Source organism: Isoptericola haloaureus, from assembly GCF_036689775.1.
Taxonomy (GTDB): domain Bacteria; phylum Actinomycetota; class Actinomycetes; order Actinomycetales; family Cellulomonadaceae; genus Isoptericola; species Isoptericola haloaureus.
The window spans coordinates 191,150-207,379 of the sequence record NZ_JBAGLP010000118.1 but is presented as its reverse complement, the minus strand read 5'-3'; the positions used below and the strand labels follow the sequence as shown (position 1 = coordinate 207,379).

The following is a 16,230-nucleotide window of genomic DNA, read 5'->3' as shown; positions in this document are numbered from 1 at the left end:
GGTCAGGCCTGCGGCGGGCGCGTCATCGACAGCACGTCGAGCGCTGCGTCGAGCTGGGCCTCGGTGACCTCGCCCCGCTCGACGAACCCGAGCGCCACCACGGCCTCGCGGACCGTGATCCCCTCGGCCACCGCCTCCTTGGCGACCTTGGCCGCGGCCTCGTAGCCGATCACGCGGTTGAGCGGCGTGACGATCGACGGCGAGGACTCGGCGAAGGCGCGGGCCTTGTCGACGTTGGCCGTCAGACCGGCGACCGTCTTGTCGGCCAGCACGCGCGAGGCGTTGGACAGCAGGCGGATCGACTCCAGCACGCCCTGGGCGATCACCGGGATCTGCACGTTGAGCTCGAAGGTGCCCGTCGCGCCGGCCCACGCGACGGTCGCGTCGTTGCCGACGACGCGCGCCGCGACCATGAGCACGGCCTCGGGGATCACCGGGTTGACCTTGCCCGGCATGATCGACGACCCCGGCTGCAGGTCCGGGATGGCGATCTCGCCGAGACCCGTGTTCGGGCCGGACCCCATCCAGCGCAGGTCGTTGCAGATCTTGGTGACCGACACGGCGATGGTGCGCAGCGCACCGGACAGCTCGACGAGGCCGTCCCGGGCGGACTGCGCCTCGAAGTGGTCGCGGGCCTCCGTCAGCGGCAGCCCCGTGTCCTCGCGCAGCAGCTCGATCACGCGCTGCGGGAAGCCGGCCGGGGTGTTGATGCCCGTGCCCACGGCCGTCCCGCCCAGGGGGACCTCGGCGGCGCGGGGCAGCGCGGCCTCGACGCGCTCGATCCCGTACCGCACCGCGGCGGCGTACCCGCCGAACTCCTGGCCGAGCGTGACCGGCGTGGCGTCCATCAGGTGCGTGCGGCCCGACTTCACGACCTCGGCGTACTCCTCGGCCTTGGCCGACAGCGCCTCGGCGAGGTGCTGCAGGGCCGGGACGAGGTCGCGGACGACGCCGGCCGTGGCGGCCACGTGCACCGACGTCGGGAAGACGTCGTTCGAGGACTGCGAGGCGTTGACGTGGTCGTTCGGGTGCACGTCGCGGCCCAGGGACCGCGTGGCCAGCGTGGCCAGCACCTCGTTGGTGTTCATGTTCGACGAGGTGCCCGACCCCGTCTGGAAGACGTCCACCGGGAAGTGGCCGTCCAGCTCGCCCGAGGCGACCTGGTCGGCGGCGGCGGCGATGGCGTCCGCGACGTCCTGGTCGAGCACGCCGAGCTCGGCGTTGGTGAGCGCCGCGGCCTTCTTCACCCGGGCGAGCGCCTCGATGTGGCTGCGCTCCAGCGGCGTGCCGGAGATGGGGAAGTTCTCGACCGCACGCTGCGTCTGGGCGCGGTAGAGAGCGTGGGCGGGGACACGGACCTCGCCCATCGTGTCGTGCTCGATGCGGTACTCGGTCGCGGGCGCGTCGGCGCCACCGGCGGCGGTGTCGGAAGTCATGCGTCTATCGTGCCGCACCCGACCCCGCCGCCGCGTGTGAGAGGAGTCACGCGCTCAGCGCAGCGGTTCCTCGCCCACGTCACCGGCGACCTCGATGAGCCGCGCGGACCCCTCGGCGAGGTCGTACTCGACGCCGACGATCGCCGTGCGCCCCTCGGTGACGGCCGCGTCCAGGGCGCGGGAGTAGCCCCGCAGCGTCGCGACGGTGTGCCGCACGTGCGCCGTGCGCAGCCGGTCGGCCAGGACCGCCTCGTCCTCGTCCTCGGACTCGTCGGGCGAGCCGGAGAGCTCGGCGATCGAGGGGATCACCTTGTCGACGACGGAGCGGACGAACCCGGGCGGCTGCTCGCCGGTGCGCAGCGTGTGCGCCGTCGCGCCGACCGCGCCGCACGAGTCGTGGCCCAGGACCACGATCAGCGGCGCTCCCAGGACCTCCACGCCGTACTCGATCGAGCCCAGGACCGTGGTGTCCACCACGTGCCCGGCCGTGCGGACCACGAACACGTCCCCGAGGCCCTGGTCGAAGATGATCTCCGCCGCCACCCGCGAGTCGGAGCAGCCGAACACGACGGTGTGCGGGTGCTGCGCGGCGGTCAGCTCGGCGCGACGCACCGACATCTGCGACCTCTCGGCCGGCTCGTCGTGGACGAAGCGCTCGTTGCCGGCCCGCAGCGCGGCCCAGGCTTCCTTCGGGGTCATGCATCCTCCAGGTCGTCGTTCCACGGCGGGTTCGCTCCCGCACGCGACACGGTCACGGCCGCCACGGCGGCGCAGCGCGAGAGCAGCCGCTCGACCGTGGCGTGGTCGATCGTAGCCAGTGCCTCGCGGTGGTCGGCGCCGAGCAGGTCGGCCGACCACAGGCCGTCGAGCAGGGCGCCCATGAACGAGTCCCCGGCCCCGACGGTGTCCACGACCTCGACCGGTCGGGACGGCACGTGCACCTCGCCCGTCGCCGTGACCGCCGTCGAGCCCTCCCCGCCGAAGGTCACGACCACCAGCGCGGCGCCGAGGTCGTGCACCCAGGCGCGGGCGACGTCCAGGGCGGCCGTCTCCGGTGCGAGCCAGGCGAGGTCCTCGTCGCTGACCTTGACCACGTCGGCCAGCCGGACGAGCTCCTCGACGCGCGCACGGGCCTCGGCCGCGTCGCCCATGAGCACGGGACGGGCGTTCGGGTCGTAGGTGATGGTCGACGTCGCGCGTGCGGCCTCGACCACGGCGCGGACGTCGGTGGCGCCCGGCTCCAGCACGGCCGCGATCGAGCCGGTGTGCACGGCCAGCGTCCCGGCGTCCGCGGCCGTCCCGGCGGGTACCTGCCAGTCGAGGTCGAACGCATAGGTGGCGGTCCCGGCGTCGTCCAGCGTGGCCTGCGCCACGGACGTGCGCGCCGCGCCGTCGCTGCCCGGCGCCAGCGTCACGCCCGAGGCGGCCAGCCAGGACCGCACGGTGTCGCCGCGTTCGTCCCGCCCGAGCCAGGTGGCCAGCCGGGCGTCCCGTCCGAGGCGGCCGAGCGTGAGCGCGACGTTGGCCAGCGAGCCGCCCGGGTGCTCGGCGCTCGTGCCGTCGGGTCGGTGGACGACGTCGACCAGCGCCTCCCCGACGGCGAGGACGTGGCCGGCCATCAGCCCTGTCCGTCCGGTGCGGCGGTCTCGGCGCTCGAGGCCGACTGGGCGGCGGCGAGCCGCTCGCGCGCGCCGTCGAGCCACTCCTGGCAGCGGGCGGCCAGGGCCTCGCCGCGCTCCCACAGGGCGAGCGACGTCTCCAGCGGCTCGCCGCCGGCCTCCAGCCGGGAGACGACCTGGACCAGCTCGTCGCGCGCCTGCTCGTACGTCAGCGTGCCGACGTCGGGGGCGTCGGTCGGGGCGGGGGTGAGGTCTGCGTCGGTCACGACACCAGTGAACCGCACCGGTCCGACATCGCGCCCACCGGTCCAGCGGCCGGGCACCGTCGCCCGGGTCGCCCGGGTCGCCCGTCGCGTAATTCGGTTGCCCTCGCGCGGGCCGGACCCGACGATCGGTCCATGGGTCACCTCGAGGTGGCGCACGTCTCCTACGTGCTGCCGGACGGACGTGGACTGCTCGACGACGTCTCCTTCCGGGTCGGTGAGGGCAGCACGACGGCGCTCGTCGGCCCCAACGGCGCCGGGAAGACCACCCTGCTGCGGATCCTGACCGGTGCGCTCCGGCCCGACGCCGGCACGGTGACGGCCTCCGGCGGACTGGGCGTGATGTCGCAGTTCGTCGGCTCCGTGCGCGACGCCACGACGGTGCGCCAGCTCCTGGCCTCCGTCGCGCCGGACCGGATCCGGCAGGCCGCCCGCGCCGTCGAGACCGCCGAGGACGACCTGCTGACGGTCGACGACGAGGCGTCGCAGATGCGGTACGCCCAGGCGCTGGCCGACTGGGCGGAGGTACGCGGCTACGAGGCCGAGACGCTGTGGGACGTGTGCACGACGGCGGCGCTCGGTGTGCCGTTCGAACGGGCGCAGTACCGCGAGGTGCGGACCCTGTCGGGTGGCGAGCAGAAGCGCCTCGTCCTCGAGGCGCTGCTGCGCGGTCCCGACGAGGTCCTGCTGCTCGACGAGCCGGACAACTACCTCGACGTGCCCGGCAAGCGGTGGCTCGAGGACGCGCTGCGGGCCACCCGCCAGACCGTGCTCCTCGTGTCCCACGACCGCGAGCTGCTCGCCGGCGTCGCGGACCGCATCGTCGCGCTCGAACCCGGTGCCGACGGGGCGGACGCCTGGGTGCACGGCGGCGGGTTCGCGACGTTCCACGAAGCGCGCCGGGAGCGGTTCGCCCGGTTCGAGGAGCTGCGCCGGCGCTGGGACGAGAAGCACGCCCAGCTCACGAAGCTCGTGCTCACCCTGCGGCAGGCCGCCGCGAACAGCCCCGACATGGCGTCCCGTTACCGTGCGGCCCAGACGCGGCTGCGCAAGTTCACCGAGGCCGGCCCGCCGCCGGAGCCTCCCCGCGAGCAGCAGGTCCGGATGCGGCTGCGCGGAGGCCGGACGGGGACGCGCGCCGTGACCTGCGAGGCGCTGGGCCTGACGGGGCTGATGCAGCCGTTCGACCTCGAGGTCTTCTACGGCGAGCGCGTCGCGGTCCTCGGGTCGAACGGGTCGGGCAAGTCGCACTTCCTGCGGCTCCTGGCCGGCGACGACGTCGCGCACTCGGGCCGGTGGCGGCTCGGGGCACGGGTGGTGCCCGGGCACTTCGCCCAGACCCATGCTCACCCCGAGCTCGCGGGGCGGACCCTCGTGGAGATCCTCTGGGCCGACCACGCCCGGGACCGCGGGGCCGCCATGGCCGCGCTGCGCCGCTACGAGCTCCACGGGACGGCGGACCGCCCGTTCGACCGGCTGTCCGGGGGCCAGCAGGCCCGCTTCCAGATCCTGCAGCTCGAGCTCGGCGGGTGCACGGCGCTGCTGCTCGACGAGCCGACGGACAACCTCGACCTGGCCAGCGCCGAGGCGCTGCAGGAGGGGCTGGAGGCCTTCGAGGGCACGGTCCTGGCGGTCACCCACGACCGCTGGTTCGCCCGCGGGTTCGACCGGTTCCTCGTCTTCGGTGCGGACGGCCGGGTCCGGGAGACCCCTGAGCCGGTGTGGGACGAGGACCGCGTCGAGCGCGTCCGCTGACCTCCCGTCTCCCCCGCGCCCCCGTCCGTTGTGGGCATGAAATCTGCAGTCGCCACCGCCCGCTGACCTGCAGATTTCACGCCCACAACGTTGGCGGGTGGCGGCATGGCGGCGGGCGGCGGCGAGTGCGGCGCAGGGTCAGGGCGTGGTCGAGGTGACCTCGGCCTCCAGGGCGCCGGCGGCGAGCCGTACGTGGACGCCGTCGCCGGGGGAGACCTCGTCCGCGGCCCGCACCACCGCGCCGTCGCCGCGCTGCACGACGGCGTAGCCCCGCTCGAGCGTGGAGGCGGGCGACAGGGCACGCACCTGCGCGGCGAGCCGGCCGACGTCGCCGGACGCTGTCAGCAGAGCCGCCTGCAGCAGGTGCCGGGCGTGCCGGAGCCGCTCGGCGACCTGTGCCTCGCGGCCCTCGACCATCGTCTCCGGGCGGGCGAGCACCGGGCGCGAGCGCACGGCGTCGAGGCCGTGCTGCTCGCGCTGCAGCAGTCCCTGGACGGCGCCGCGCATGCGCTGGCGCGCCTGGGCGACCCGCTGCCGTTCCTCCGCGACGTCGGGGACGACGCACTTGGCGGCGTCCGTCGGGGTCGACGCCCGGTGGTCGGCCACCAGGTCCACCAGGGGGGTGTCGGTCTCGTGGCCGATCGCGCTGACCACCGGCGTCGTGCACGCGGAGACGCGGCGCACCAGCGCCTCGTTGCTGAACGGCAGCAGGTCCTCGACGGAGCCGCCCCCACGGGCCAGGACGATCACCTCGACGGACGGGTCGGCGTCCAGCTCGGAGACCGCCTGCGAGACCTCCGCCACCGCGTTGACGCCCTGGACGGCGACCTCGCGGATCTCGAAGCGCACCTGGGGCCAGCGGGCGCGGGCGTTGACCACGACGTCGTGCTCAGCCTTGGACTCCCGCCCGCAGACCAGGCCGACGACGGCCGGCAGGAACGGCAGGGGACGCTTGCGACCGACGTCGAACAGCCCCTCGGCGGCCAGCACGCGGCGCAGCTGCTCGATCCGGGCGAGCAGCTCGCCCACGCCGACCTGCCGGATGGCCGCCGCTCGCAGCGACATCCGGCCCCCCTTGATCCAGAACTCCGGCTTGGCGTGCACCACGACGTGGTCGCCCACCTCGGGCCGCGCGTCCAGGCCGTCGAAGGCACGGGTGAGCATGTTCACCGGCAGGGAGGCCTCGACGTCGGTGTCGCGCAGCGTGAGGAACTGCATCCCCGAGGTGCGACGGTAGGTGTGCTCGATGACCTGACCCTCGACCCACACGGGCGACATGCGGGCGACGTAGTCGCGGATCTTGCTCGACAGCAGGCGTACCGGCCAGGGGCGCTCGGCCGTCGTCTCGGCGGCCCGCTCGGGCAGCGGCTGGACGTCGTGGCCAGGTGTGTCGGGTCCGGTCGCGTCGGTCACGGCACCCAGCATGCCCCACGGCACCCACAGCGACCGCGACGGGTCGGGCCGTCCGTCACCGACCCTCCACACCGGGCTCCTACACTGGCACCGTGACTGCGACCGCACCGGCCCCCGTCCGACCGACCCCGACCAAGCGCGTGCTGCTCGCGGCGCCGCGCGGCTACTGCGCCGGCGTCGACCGCGCCGTGGTCGCCGTCGAGAAGGCGCTGGAGAACTACGGCGCCCCCGTGTACGTCCGCAAGGAGATCGTGCACAACAAGCACGTGGTGGAGACGCTGAGCGAACGCGGCGCGATCTTCGTCGAGGAGGCCGACGAGGTCCCGCGCGGGGCGCGCGTGGTGTTCTCCGCCCACGGCGTCTCCCCGGCCGTGCGCGAGTCCGCCGCCTCGCGGGACCTGCAGACCATCGACGCCACCTGCCCGCTGGTGACCAAGGTCCACAAGGAGGCGGTGCGGTTCGCCAAGGCGGACAAGACGATCCTGCTCATCGGCCACGACGGCCACGAGGAGGTCGAGGGCACCGCCGGCGAGGCGCCGGAGCACACCATCGTGGTGAACTCGCCCGAGGAGGCGGACGTCGTCGAGGTCCCGGACCCCGACAACGTCGTGTGGCTGTCGCAGACCACGCTGTCCGTCGACGAGACGATGGAGACGGTGCGCCGCCTGCGCGAGCGGTTCCCGAGCCTGGCCGACCCGCCCAGCGACGACATCTGCTACGCGACCCAGAACCGCCAGGTGGCGGTCAAGAAGCTCTCGCCGGAGTGCGACCTGGTCATCGTCGTGGGGTCGGCGAACTCGTCGAACTCCGTGCGTCTGGTCGAGGTCGCCCTCGACGCCGGCGCGACGACGGCCTACCGGGTGGACCGCGCCACCGAGATCCAGGACGCCTGGTTCGAGGGCGTGAGCACGGTCGGCGTGACGTCGGGGGCGTCCGTTCCGGAGATCCTCGTCGACGACGTGCTGCGCCAGCTCGACGAGCGGGGCTACGGCGAGGCGGAGGAGGTGCGCACCGCGACCGAGGACCTGGTGTTCTCGCTGCCGCGTGAGCTGCGTCCGCCGCGCGACGCCCGCCAGCTCCCGATCCAGCCGGCCTGATCCCGGTCGACCCGATCGGCGGGGTCGTGTCGGCCTGATCCCGGCCCGAGCCCTGGCGCTCGGGCCGGCCTGGCCCGAGCGCCGCGAACGCGGAACCGCCGGGGTCTCAGCCCGCGGCGGACTCGTCGTCCTGCGTCGACGTCTCCTGGGCGCGCTGCAGCGCACGCCGGTCGGAGTCGACCAGCGTCTCGACCGCGGACCGGTCGTCGTCGATGCTCACCTGGCCGATCCCGACCACTCCGCCCTCGTCGGCGGCCAGCAGCTCGGGCTTGGTGATGGGGCGGGTGGTCTCCTCGAGGCCCTTCATCTCGTCCATCTCGTCCTTGGCGTCGACCACGTCGAGCTCGACCATGCGGCGCGCCGAGGTGAGCACGTTGCGCTCGAGCGACCCGATCATCTTGTTGTAGTTCTTGGTGGCCCCGTCCAGCGACTTGCCCATCTTGGTGACGTGGTCGGTCATGGTCACCAGGCGCGAGTGCAGCTCCTTGCCGACCTTGAGCACCCGCTGGGCGTTGTCCGCGAGGGCCTGCTGCCGCCACGAGTAGGCCACCGTGCGCAGCAGCGCCAGCAGCGTCACCGGGCTGGCCAGGATGACGTTCTTGCGGGCAGCGTCCTCCATGAGGGCCGGGTCCCGCTCGAGGGCCGCCGACAGGAACGACTCGGCGGGCACGAACATGACGACGAACTCCGGGGCGTTGTCGAACAGGTCCCAGTACCGCTTGGACGCCAGGTCGTCGACGTGCTTGCGCATGTGCCGCACGTGCGCCGCGAGCCGCTGGTCGCGGACCGCCGGGTCCTCGGACTGCTGGGCCTCCAGGTAGCCGAGGAAGGCCACCTTGGAGTCGACGACGATGTGCTTGCCGCCGGCGAGGTTCACCACGAGGTCCGGGCGCAGGGTCTCGCCGTCGTCGTTGGTGGCGTGCACCTGGACGTCGAAGTCGACCTGCTCGATCATGCCCGCCGCCTCGACGACCCGCTGCAGCTGCAGCTCGCCCCAGGCGCCCCGCTCCTGGGAGGACCGCAGTGCGGTGACCAGGTCGCTGGTGCCCTTGCGCAGCTCGCCGGAGACGTCGGCCAGGCTGCGCATGTTCTCGGTGAGGCGGGAGTCGAACTCGATGCGCCGCTTCTCCTGCTCGGCGACCTCCGTGCGGACCTTCTCCAGGCTCTTCCCGATGGGGTCGACGAGCGCCTTGAACGCCTCCTCGCGCTGGGCGAGCGTCTCGTCGTGGCGGACCGTGGACTGCTTGAGCCGCTGCTCTGCCAGCTCCAGGAACTGCTTGTTGGACGAGGACAGCGCCTCACCGGCCAGGGAGCGGAACTGCTGGGCCATGCGCTCCTGGTCGCCCTTGACCTCGGCGAGCTGCCGGTCGGCCTGCTCGCGCACCGCGTTCGTCTCGCGCTGGTGGCGCTCCTGGGCCTCGGCGACCCGGCGGTCGCCGTCGTCCCGCGCGGCCTCGACCTGCTCACGCAGGTGGGCGCTCTCCCGGCGGACCGACTCGAGCTCGCTGTGCAGGCGTACCGACTCCATCTCCTGGGACCGGTGCCGGCCCGTGGTGCGCAGCGCGTGCCAGAGCCAGCCGAGGAGCACCCCCACGGCCAGGGTGCCGAGCGAGAGCAGCAGGGCGGTCGTCGTCTCCATGCCCACCAGGCTGCCACGGGGCACCGACACGACCCGGCCGACGCACCGTGTCCAGGTCCGACGGGCGGATACGGTGGGCCCGTGACGCACCCCACCGCCCCGCCGGACCCGGCGGCAGCCCTCAGCCTGCGCGGCCTGTGGAGACGCTTCGGGGACAAGATCGCCGTCAGCGGCGTCGACCTGGACGTGCCGGCCGGCTCGTTCTTCGGGCTCGTGGGCCCCAACGGCGCCGGCAAGACGACGGCGCTGTCGATGGCCACCGGCCTGCTGCGGCCGGACTTCGGCACGGTGCACGTGCTCGGCACCGACCTGTGGGCCCGTCCGGACGAGGCCAAGCCGCTCCTCGGCGTCCTGCCGGACGGCGTGCGGTTGTTCGACCGGCTGACCGGGGCCCAGCTGCTCACCTACTCCGGCCTGCTGCGCGGCCTCGACCGGGACACGGTGGCCCGGCGCGGCGAGGACCTGCTGCGCGCGATGGACCTGCTCGCGGACCGCGACACGCTCGTGGTCGACTACTCGGCCGGCATGACCAAGAAGATCGCGCTGGCCGGGGCGATGATCCACGCGCCGCGGGTGCTCGTGCTCGACGAGCCCTTCGAGGCCGTCGACCCCGTCAGCGCCGCCAACATCCGCGCCATCCTGCAGCGCTACGTGGACGGCGGCGGCACCGTCGTCGTCTCGAGCCACGTGATGGACCTCGTGCAGCGCATGTGCTCGCACGTCGCGATCATCGCCGGCGGACACGTCCTCGACGCCGGGACCGTCGACGCGGTGCGCGGCGGGCAGAGCCTGGAGGACCGGTTCGTCGCCCTGGTCGGCGGCCGTCAGGAGTCGGGAGGGCTGGAGTGGTTGCGCACCTCGTCCGACTCAAGCTGACGCTCCTGGGCAACACGCTGCGGCGCAGCGTCTGGCAGGCGGTCGGGCTCGTCGTGGCGACGCTGTACGGGCTGTCGGTGGTGACGCTCGCGGTGACGGCCGCGGTCGCCGGCGGCCTGGCCGACCCGGTCGTGACCGGCCAGGTCCTCACCGTGGCGGGGTCCGCCGTCGTCGTGGCCTGGTGGGTCGTGCCGCTGTTCGCCTTCGGCCTGGACTCCACGCTCGACCCGCAGCGGTTCGCGCCCCTGGCCATCCCGCGCCGTCGGCTCCTGGCCGGCCTGGCCGTCGCCGCGCTGGTCTCCGTACCGGCCCTGGTCACGCTGCTCGGCGCCGTCGGCGTCGCCTTCGCCTGGGTGACCGACCCGGCCGCCCTGGTCGCGGCGCTCCTGGGCGCCGCGGTGGCGGTGGCGTTGTGCGTGCTCGGCGCGCGGGCCGTCACGACGCTGCTCGCCCCGCTCCTGGACTCGCGACGTCACCGCGAGGTGCTCATGGTCGCCGCCGTCGTGCCGCTGCTCGCGGTCGGACCGTTCTTCGCCTGGGTCACGTCGCCGACGCGGGTCGAGGGCGAGGGCGGGGGTGTGACCATGACCGTGTCCGGACCGGGCGACCTGGTGCCCGCCGTCGTCGCACCGGCGGCCGAGCTCCTGGCCTGGACCCCGCTGGGAGCCCCGTGGGCGCTGCCGGGGGCCGTGCACGACGGCGCCTGGGGGCTGGCCGCGGCACGGCTCGGGATCGCGGTCGGGGCCCTGGTCCTGCTCGTGGTCGTCTGGGACCGCGCCCTGGCCCGGGCGCTGGTCGCCCCTCGCGGCGGCCGCGCGGGCGGGACCGCGAGGGGTCTGGGCTGGTTCGGCCGCCTGCCTGCCACGCCGACGGGTGCGGTGGCGGCACGGTGCGCCACCTACTGGGTGCGCGACCCGCGGTACGCCACCACGCTGGCGCTGGTGCCGCTGCTCCCCGCCGTCGCCGTCGTGCTCGGGTGGACCACCGGCGCCGGGGCCGGGCTGCTGCTGCTCGCGGCCCCGGTCGTGGCGTTCCTGCTGGGCTTCGCCGTGTCCGACGACGTCGGCTACGACAGCACGGCCTTCGCGCTCCACGTGGCCTCCGGCGTGCCGGGCCGTGCCGACCGGTGGGGTCGCGCCCTGCCCGTGCTGGTGGTGGGCGTCCCGCTGGTCGTCGCGCTCGCCGTCGTCGGCGCCGCCGTGGCGGACCGCTGGGCCGCCCTGCCGGCCGTGCTCGGGCTGGCGCTCGGCGTGCTGGGGGCGGCGCTGGGGACGTCGAGCGTGGCGTCGGCCCGGCTGGTGTACCCGGTGCCCAAGCCGGGACAGAGCGCCTTCTCCACGCCCCAGGGCGCGACGACGGCGACGATGGTGGCGCAGATGGCCGCGTTCGCCGTCATCGCGGCGCTGACGCTGCCGACGACGGCGCTGGCCGGTGCGGCGGTGCTCCTGGCGAGCGTGCCGCTGTCCCTGGCCGCGGCCGGGGTGGGGCTCGCGACCGCGACGGTCGCCGTCGTGGTCGGTGTGCGGTGGGGAGCCCGCGTGTACGAGCGACGCCTGCCGGAGCTGCTCGCGCAGGTCAGGTCGTTCGCCTGACGGCCCCCGCGCTCGGGCGTGTCGGCCCGACCTGAGAGACTGGGGGGCGTGAATCCCGAGAACGACCGACCTTCCGTGCCGCTGCCCGAGGGCTGGACGGTGGTGGTTCCCGACCTTGCCGACGTGCCCCGGCTGGGCGCGCTGCGGGCGCGCCAGGCGGCTCCGCACACCGGTTCCGACACCCCCGACACGGCTCAGATCGAGAACGAGATCGCCGGCGCCGCCTCGTGGACCCGGCGGCACCTCGCGGTCAAGGACGCCGACGGCGAGCTCCGCGCCTGGGCCCACGCGCACGACCGGGCGGCGGGCCGGACCGTGCTCGGCATCGAGATCGACCGGTCGCTGCCCCGCGAGACCCAGGACCGGCTGGCGGCCTGGTGCTACGACGAGCTCGCCGCCGTCGGGCGGGAGATGGCCCAGCTGCGCGGCGAGTCCGCGACGCAGCTCGACGCCGGTGCCTTCGCCGGGGACGAGCGGCTGCGTTGCTGGCTCGCCGACGCCGGGTTCACCCACGTGCGCACGTGGTGGCAGATGACGCGCCCGGTCACGCCGGACGAGGCCGAGCCCGGGGTCTTCCCCGAGCCGAAGCCGGGGGTGGAGATCCGCCGGGTCGCGCAGCACGAGAACGGCATGCCGGTCGCCGAGGACCTCAACGCCGTGCACCAGGTGCTCGAGACCGCCTTCACGGACCACTTCAACTCCTACCAGGAGTACTTCACCGAGTTCGTGCAGCGGCTGCGCGAGGACCCGGGCCACCGCTGGGACCACTGGTGGCTCGCCTGCGCCGACGACCCGGAGGACCCCGACGCCGACCCGTTCCCGGCCGGTGCCCTGGTGGGCTCGGAGCTGGCCCCCGACGCCTCCGGGGTGCGCGGGACCTACATCGACTACATCGGCGCGCTGGCCGAAGCCCGCGGCCGCGGGGTGGCCACCGCCCTGCTGCACGCCGTCATCGCCGACGCCGCCTCCCGGGGCCGCAACCGCGTGGGCCTCGAGGTGGACGCCGACAGCCCCACCGGTGCCGAGTCGCTGTACACGAAGCTGGGGTGGCGCACGAAGTACGTCACCGAGTCCTGGCACCGCGAGATCACCGTCGACTGACGGCGCCCCCGCCGGGGGAAACCCTCGCCGGGGACACTCTCGCCGGGGACACCCTCGCCGAGATCGACCCTCCCGGACCGAGATCGACCCACCGTGGGTCGATCTCGGTCCGGGAGGGTCGATCTCGCGGTGGCAGTGGCGTCTGCCGCGGTGGCAGTGGCGTCTGCCTCGGGGGGACGACGACGGGCCGGGCGCGCACGACGCGTAGGATGGGGCGACGTGGCTCTCACTATCGGCATCGTCGGCCTGCCCAACGTCGGCAAGTCCACGCTCTTCAACGCACTGACCCGGAACTCCGCGCTCGCGGCGAACTACCCGTTCGCGACGATCGAGCCCAACGTCGGAGTGGTCCCGCTGCCGGACGAGCGGCTGGGCAAGCTCGCGGAGATCTTCTCCTCGGAGCGCGTGCTGCCGGCCACGGTGTCGTTCGTGGACATCGCCGGCATCGTCAAGGGCGCCTCGGAGGGCGAGGGCCTGGGCAACCAGTTCCTCGCCAACATCCGCGAGGCCGACGCCATCTGCCAGGTGACCCGCGCGTTCGACGACGGCGACGTGATCCGCGTCGAGGGGTCCACCGACGCCTCCGGCGACATCGAGACCATCTCCACCGAGCTCATCCTGGCCGACCTCCAGACGCTCGAGAAGGCGCTGCCGCGCATGGAGAAGGAGGTCAAGATCAAGAAGGGTGACCCCGTCCTGTTCGCCGCGGCGAAGAAGGCCCAGGAGATCCTCGAGGAGGGCACCACGCTCTTCCAGGGCGCGGCCGCCGCCGGCCTCGACCTCACCGAGGTGGCCCCGCTGCAGCTCATGACGGCCAAGCCGTTCATCTACGTCTTCAACACCGACGACGCCGGGCTGGCGGACGAGGCCATGCAGACGAAGATGCGCGAGCTCGTCGCCCCGGCCGAGGCGATCTTCCTGGACGCCAAGTTCGAGGCCGAGCTCGTCGAGCTCGAGCCGGACGAGGCCGCCGAGATGCTCGCGGAGACCGGCCAGGAGGAGTCCGGCCTGGACCAGCTCGCCCACGTCGGCTTCGACACCCTGGGCCTGCAGACCTACCTCACCGCCGGGCCGAAGGAGGCCCGCGCGTGGACGATCCGCAAGGGTTGGACCGCCCCGCAGGCGGCCGGCGTCATCCACACGGACTTCGAGCGCGGCTTCATCAAGGCCGAGGTCATCTCCTTCGAGGACCTCGTCGAGGCCGGTTCCGTCGCCGCCGTGAAGGCCGCGGGCAAGGCGCGCGTCGAGGGCAAGGACTACGTCATGCGCGACGGCGACGTTGTGGAGTTCCGCTTCAACGTCTAGCGCTGTCGACGGATCGCGTGAAGCTGACCCGGTGTCAGGTCGGTCGGGATGCACGGGTCCCGCCGACCTCCTCGTGGCCGTCACGTCCGGTGGTCGTGGCATCCGCGACGGCTTCCCCCCGTCCCCGCACAGCGTGCAGGGCGGTACCTGACATCATGGAAAGGTCCGAGGAAACAACGATCTTGGACGGATCCAACTCTTGACAGTGAGAGGTTGTCATGAGCGTGTACCGGGTGATCGACGTGATCGGGACGAGCTCCTCCTCCTGGGAGGACGCTGCGGCGGGCGCCATCAGGACCGCGAAGGGATCGCTGCGCGACGTCAGAGTGGCCGAGGTGACCCAGCAGGACGTCGTCGTGGGAGATGACGGGGAGCTGGTCTACCGGACCAGGCTCCAGCTGTCGTTCAAGTACGAGTCGGAGTAGCCGGCGCCGGGTGTCGGTGAGCGGCTGGGTGTCGCGCGCGGACGTTCACGTCGTGGCACGTCCACGTCGGTACGCCGTCAGCGGCATGATCTCCAGGTGCATCGCCGTCCGGCCCGACTCGGGACCGGGGGCGAAGACGACCCGGATGGGGGAGAGCCCGGCGGGCGTCAGGTCGATGGTGAAGGCGAAGGGGTCCGCCGGGTCGTCGGGGACCAGCTCGACACCGCGGTAGAGGAACGGGACGGGGTGGAGGCACCGCAGCACGAGGCGGCCCCGGCGGACGAGCACCTGGATCCCGGCACCGACGATCGAACGCAGGCGCAGGTCGCTGAGGGTGCTGGGGAGCGTGTAGGTGCCACAGACCCGGTCCCAGACCTCGGGTCGTTGCGCCACGTCGGTCCGCGCCGTGGCGGGCGGTACGCCCAGGAGCCTGCGCACCAGCCTGTTGGCCTCGTCGGGGACCCAGAACATGCCCAGGCGCGCTCCGGTCACCACCGCGAAGACGGCGGTCCGTGAGTCCGGGGCGAGGACCAGGGCGGAGTCGAAGCCGGGGATGATCCCCTGGTGCTCGGCGGTCGGGTGGTCGCCCAGGCGCCCGCGGAAGAACGCCAGGCCCATCCCGGGGATCCGCGGGTCGGGCTGGTAGTGCGGCGCGACCATGTCCGCGACGGTCCCGGGAGCCAATGCCCGACCATGCGTGTTCGCCCCGCCGCCGACCAGCGCCTCGGCGTACCGCAGCATGTCGACCGGCGTCGACCAGGCGGCTGCCGCGCCGACGGTGGCCATGTTCGTCACCGGCACCGGGCGCGGCCCGCGCGCCGTCAGGCGGTAGCCGGTGGCGCGCCGCGGGTCCCCGGGCCGGGACTGGTCGAGGTCCGTGCTGGTCATGCCCCACGGTGCGAAGACGTGCTCCGCGAGGTGGTCGGCCAGCGGGGCGCCGGTGATGTCCTCGACGATCTGGCCGAGGGTCGCCGGTCCGTGGTTCGTGTAGCAGAACCGGGTGCCGGGCTCGGCCGCACCGTGCAGGACACCTCCGTAGTAGTCGCGCAGGGACGGCGCGGGGACGTCGGCCGGTGTGCTCTCCCCGAAGTCGGGGCGGGCGGCGTGACGCAGCGACAGCGACTCGGGGAGCCCGGCGGTGTGGGTCAGCAGCTGCCGCACGGTGACGGGCCGGTCCGTCGGCGCCGGCGGCTCGAGCCGGTAGCCCCGCAGGTAGTCGTTCGCCGGCGCGTCGAGGTCGACGAGGCCACGCTCGACGAGCTGCATGACGGCGACGCCGGTGAACGTCTTGGTGATCGACGCGACGCGGAAGGCGGTGTCCGCCGAGACGGTGGAGCCGGTGGCCAGGTCGGCGAGGCCGCTCGTCGCGACCTGTGTCGTCACGCCGTCCTCGACCAGGCCGAGTGCGATCCCGACCGCCGCCCGGCGGTGCCGGATCGCCTCGACCTCCGCGTCGAGGTCGATCGCTGTCCCTGCCGACATGTCGCCGCCTCTCCGGCCGCGACGGAGACCGCGGCGGCCGGGTCAGGTCGTGGGGTCCGCCCGGATTCTCAGGCAGCTCCAGGATAGGCAGCGGCGTCCGCGCCCGCTCGCGGCTCGTCGGCCACAGGACCGGTCGCTCCGGACGACGGTGTCCGGGGGTCGAGATTCACCCGGCGGGAGCCGCGGATCCACCGTAGGGTCGCGAATATGGCGTCGTCATCAGAATG

The 16,230-nt window shown here is 73.7% G+C and carries 14 protein-coding genes; 7 read left to right on the top strand and 7 right to left on the bottom strand.

Features of this window, described 5'->3' with window-relative positions:
• Positions 1 to 2: 2 nt before the first annotated feature.
• From V5O49_RS11180 to V5O49_RS11165, 4 genes are read right to left on the bottom strand one after another with little or no spacing between them, the layout of a single operon-like run.
• Complete coding sequence (locus V5O49_RS11180; RefSeq protein ID WP_332902307.1) at positions 3 to 1,436, bottom strand: class II fumarate hydratase; 1,434 nt, start codon at positions 1,434 to 1,436, stop codon at positions 3 to 5.
• 54 nt (positions 1,437 to 1,490) lie between these two features.
• The gene (locus tag V5O49_RS11175; protein WP_332902306.1) at positions 1,491 to 2,135 is read right to left on the bottom strand and encodes a carbonic anhydrase; all 645 of its coding nucleotides are present in this window, start codon (positions 2,133 to 2,135) and stop codon (positions 1,491 to 1,493) included.
• On the bottom strand, positions 2,132 to 3,055 hold the full coding sequence (locus V5O49_RS11170; protein WP_332902305.1) for a carbohydrate kinase family protein: 924 nt from the start codon (positions 3,053 to 3,055) through the stop codon (positions 2,132 to 2,134). Before V5O49_RS11170 ends, V5O49_RS11175 begins: the two co-directional genes overlap by 4 nt.
• Positions 3,055 to 3,321, bottom strand: coding sequence for an exodeoxyribonuclease VII small subunit (locus V5O49_RS11165; RefSeq protein ID WP_332902304.1), 267 nt, complete (start codon positions 3,319 to 3,321; stop codon positions 3,055 to 3,057). Before V5O49_RS11165 ends, V5O49_RS11170 begins: the two co-directional genes overlap by 1 nt.
• Positions 3,322 to 3,453: 132 nt before the next feature.
• Between V5O49_RS11165 and V5O49_RS11160 the strand changes: the two genes are divergently transcribed.
• Positions 3,454 to 5,073 (top strand): ABC-F family ATP-binding cassette domain-containing protein, encoded by a 1,620-nt coding sequence (locus tag V5O49_RS11160; RefSeq protein ID WP_332902303.1) that lies wholly within the window; start codon positions 3,454 to 3,456, stop codon positions 5,071 to 5,073.
• Positions 5,074 to 5,211: 138 nt separating this feature from the next.
• On the opposite strand, the gene xseA is transcribed toward V5O49_RS11160, so the two are convergent.
• The gene (xseA, locus tag V5O49_RS11155; RefSeq protein WP_405001170.1) at positions 5,212 to 6,498 is read right to left on the bottom strand and encodes an exodeoxyribonuclease VII large subunit; all 1,287 of its coding nucleotides are present in this window, start codon (positions 6,496 to 6,498) and stop codon (positions 5,212 to 5,214) included.
• 80 nt (positions 6,499 to 6,578) lie between these two features.
• On the opposite strand from xseA, the gene V5O49_RS11150 reads away from it, so the two are divergent.
• Entirely contained in the window at positions 6,579 to 7,583 is a 1,005-nt protein-coding gene (locus V5O49_RS11150) for a 4-hydroxy-3-methylbut-2-enyl diphosphate reductase (RefSeq protein ID WP_278236761.1), read from the top strand.
• 106 nt (positions 7,584 to 7,689) lie between these two features.
• Here the strand turns inward: V5O49_RS11150 and V5O49_RS11145 are convergent, their stop codons facing one another.
• Positions 7,690 to 9,222, bottom strand: a complete 1,533-nt coding sequence (locus V5O49_RS11145; RefSeq protein WP_332902301.1) for a DNA recombination protein RmuC — start codon at positions 9,220 to 9,222, stop codon at positions 7,690 to 7,692.
• An 81-nt stretch (positions 9,223 to 9,303) separates the two neighbouring features.
• On the opposite strand from V5O49_RS11145, the gene V5O49_RS11140 reads away from it, so the two are divergent.
• From V5O49_RS11140 to V5O49_RS11120, 5 genes are all read left to right on the top strand, one after another.
• Positions 9,304 to 10,098, top strand: coding sequence for an ABC transporter ATP-binding protein (locus tag V5O49_RS11140; RefSeq protein WP_332902300.1), 795 nt, complete (start codon positions 9,304 to 9,306; stop codon positions 10,096 to 10,098).
• Entirely contained in the window at positions 10,068 to 11,690 is a 1,623-nt protein-coding gene (locus V5O49_RS11135) for a hypothetical protein (protein WP_332902299.1), read from the top strand. The genes V5O49_RS11140 and V5O49_RS11135 overlap by 31 nt, the downstream gene beginning before the upstream one ends.
• A gap of 48 nt (positions 11,691 to 11,738) precedes the next feature.
• The gene (locus V5O49_RS11130) at positions 11,739 to 12,791 is read left to right on the top strand and encodes a GNAT family N-acetyltransferase (RefSeq protein ID WP_332902298.1); all 1,053 of its coding nucleotides are present in this window, start codon (positions 11,739 to 11,741) and stop codon (positions 12,789 to 12,791) included.
• Between the two features lie 219 nt (positions 12,792 to 13,010).
• On the top strand, positions 13,011 to 14,096 hold the full coding sequence (gene ychF, locus V5O49_RS11125) for a redox-regulated ATPase YchF (RefSeq protein WP_278236766.1): 1,086 nt from the start codon (positions 13,011 to 13,013) through the stop codon (positions 14,094 to 14,096).
• A 218-nt stretch (positions 14,097 to 14,314) separates the two neighbouring features.
• Positions 14,315 to 14,521 (top strand): dodecin family protein, encoded by a 207-nt coding sequence (locus V5O49_RS11120; RefSeq protein WP_332902297.1) that lies wholly within the window; start codon positions 14,315 to 14,317, stop codon positions 14,519 to 14,521.
• A 45-nt stretch (positions 14,522 to 14,566) separates the two neighbouring features.
• Here V5O49_RS11120 and V5O49_RS11115 read toward each other — a convergent pair whose 3' ends face one another.
• A complete protein-coding gene (locus V5O49_RS11115; RefSeq protein WP_332902296.1) occupies positions 14,567 to 16,003 on the bottom strand; it encodes a serine hydrolase domain-containing protein in 1,437 nt (478 codons plus the stop codon).
• Positions 16,004 to 16,230: the final 227 nt, after the last annotated feature.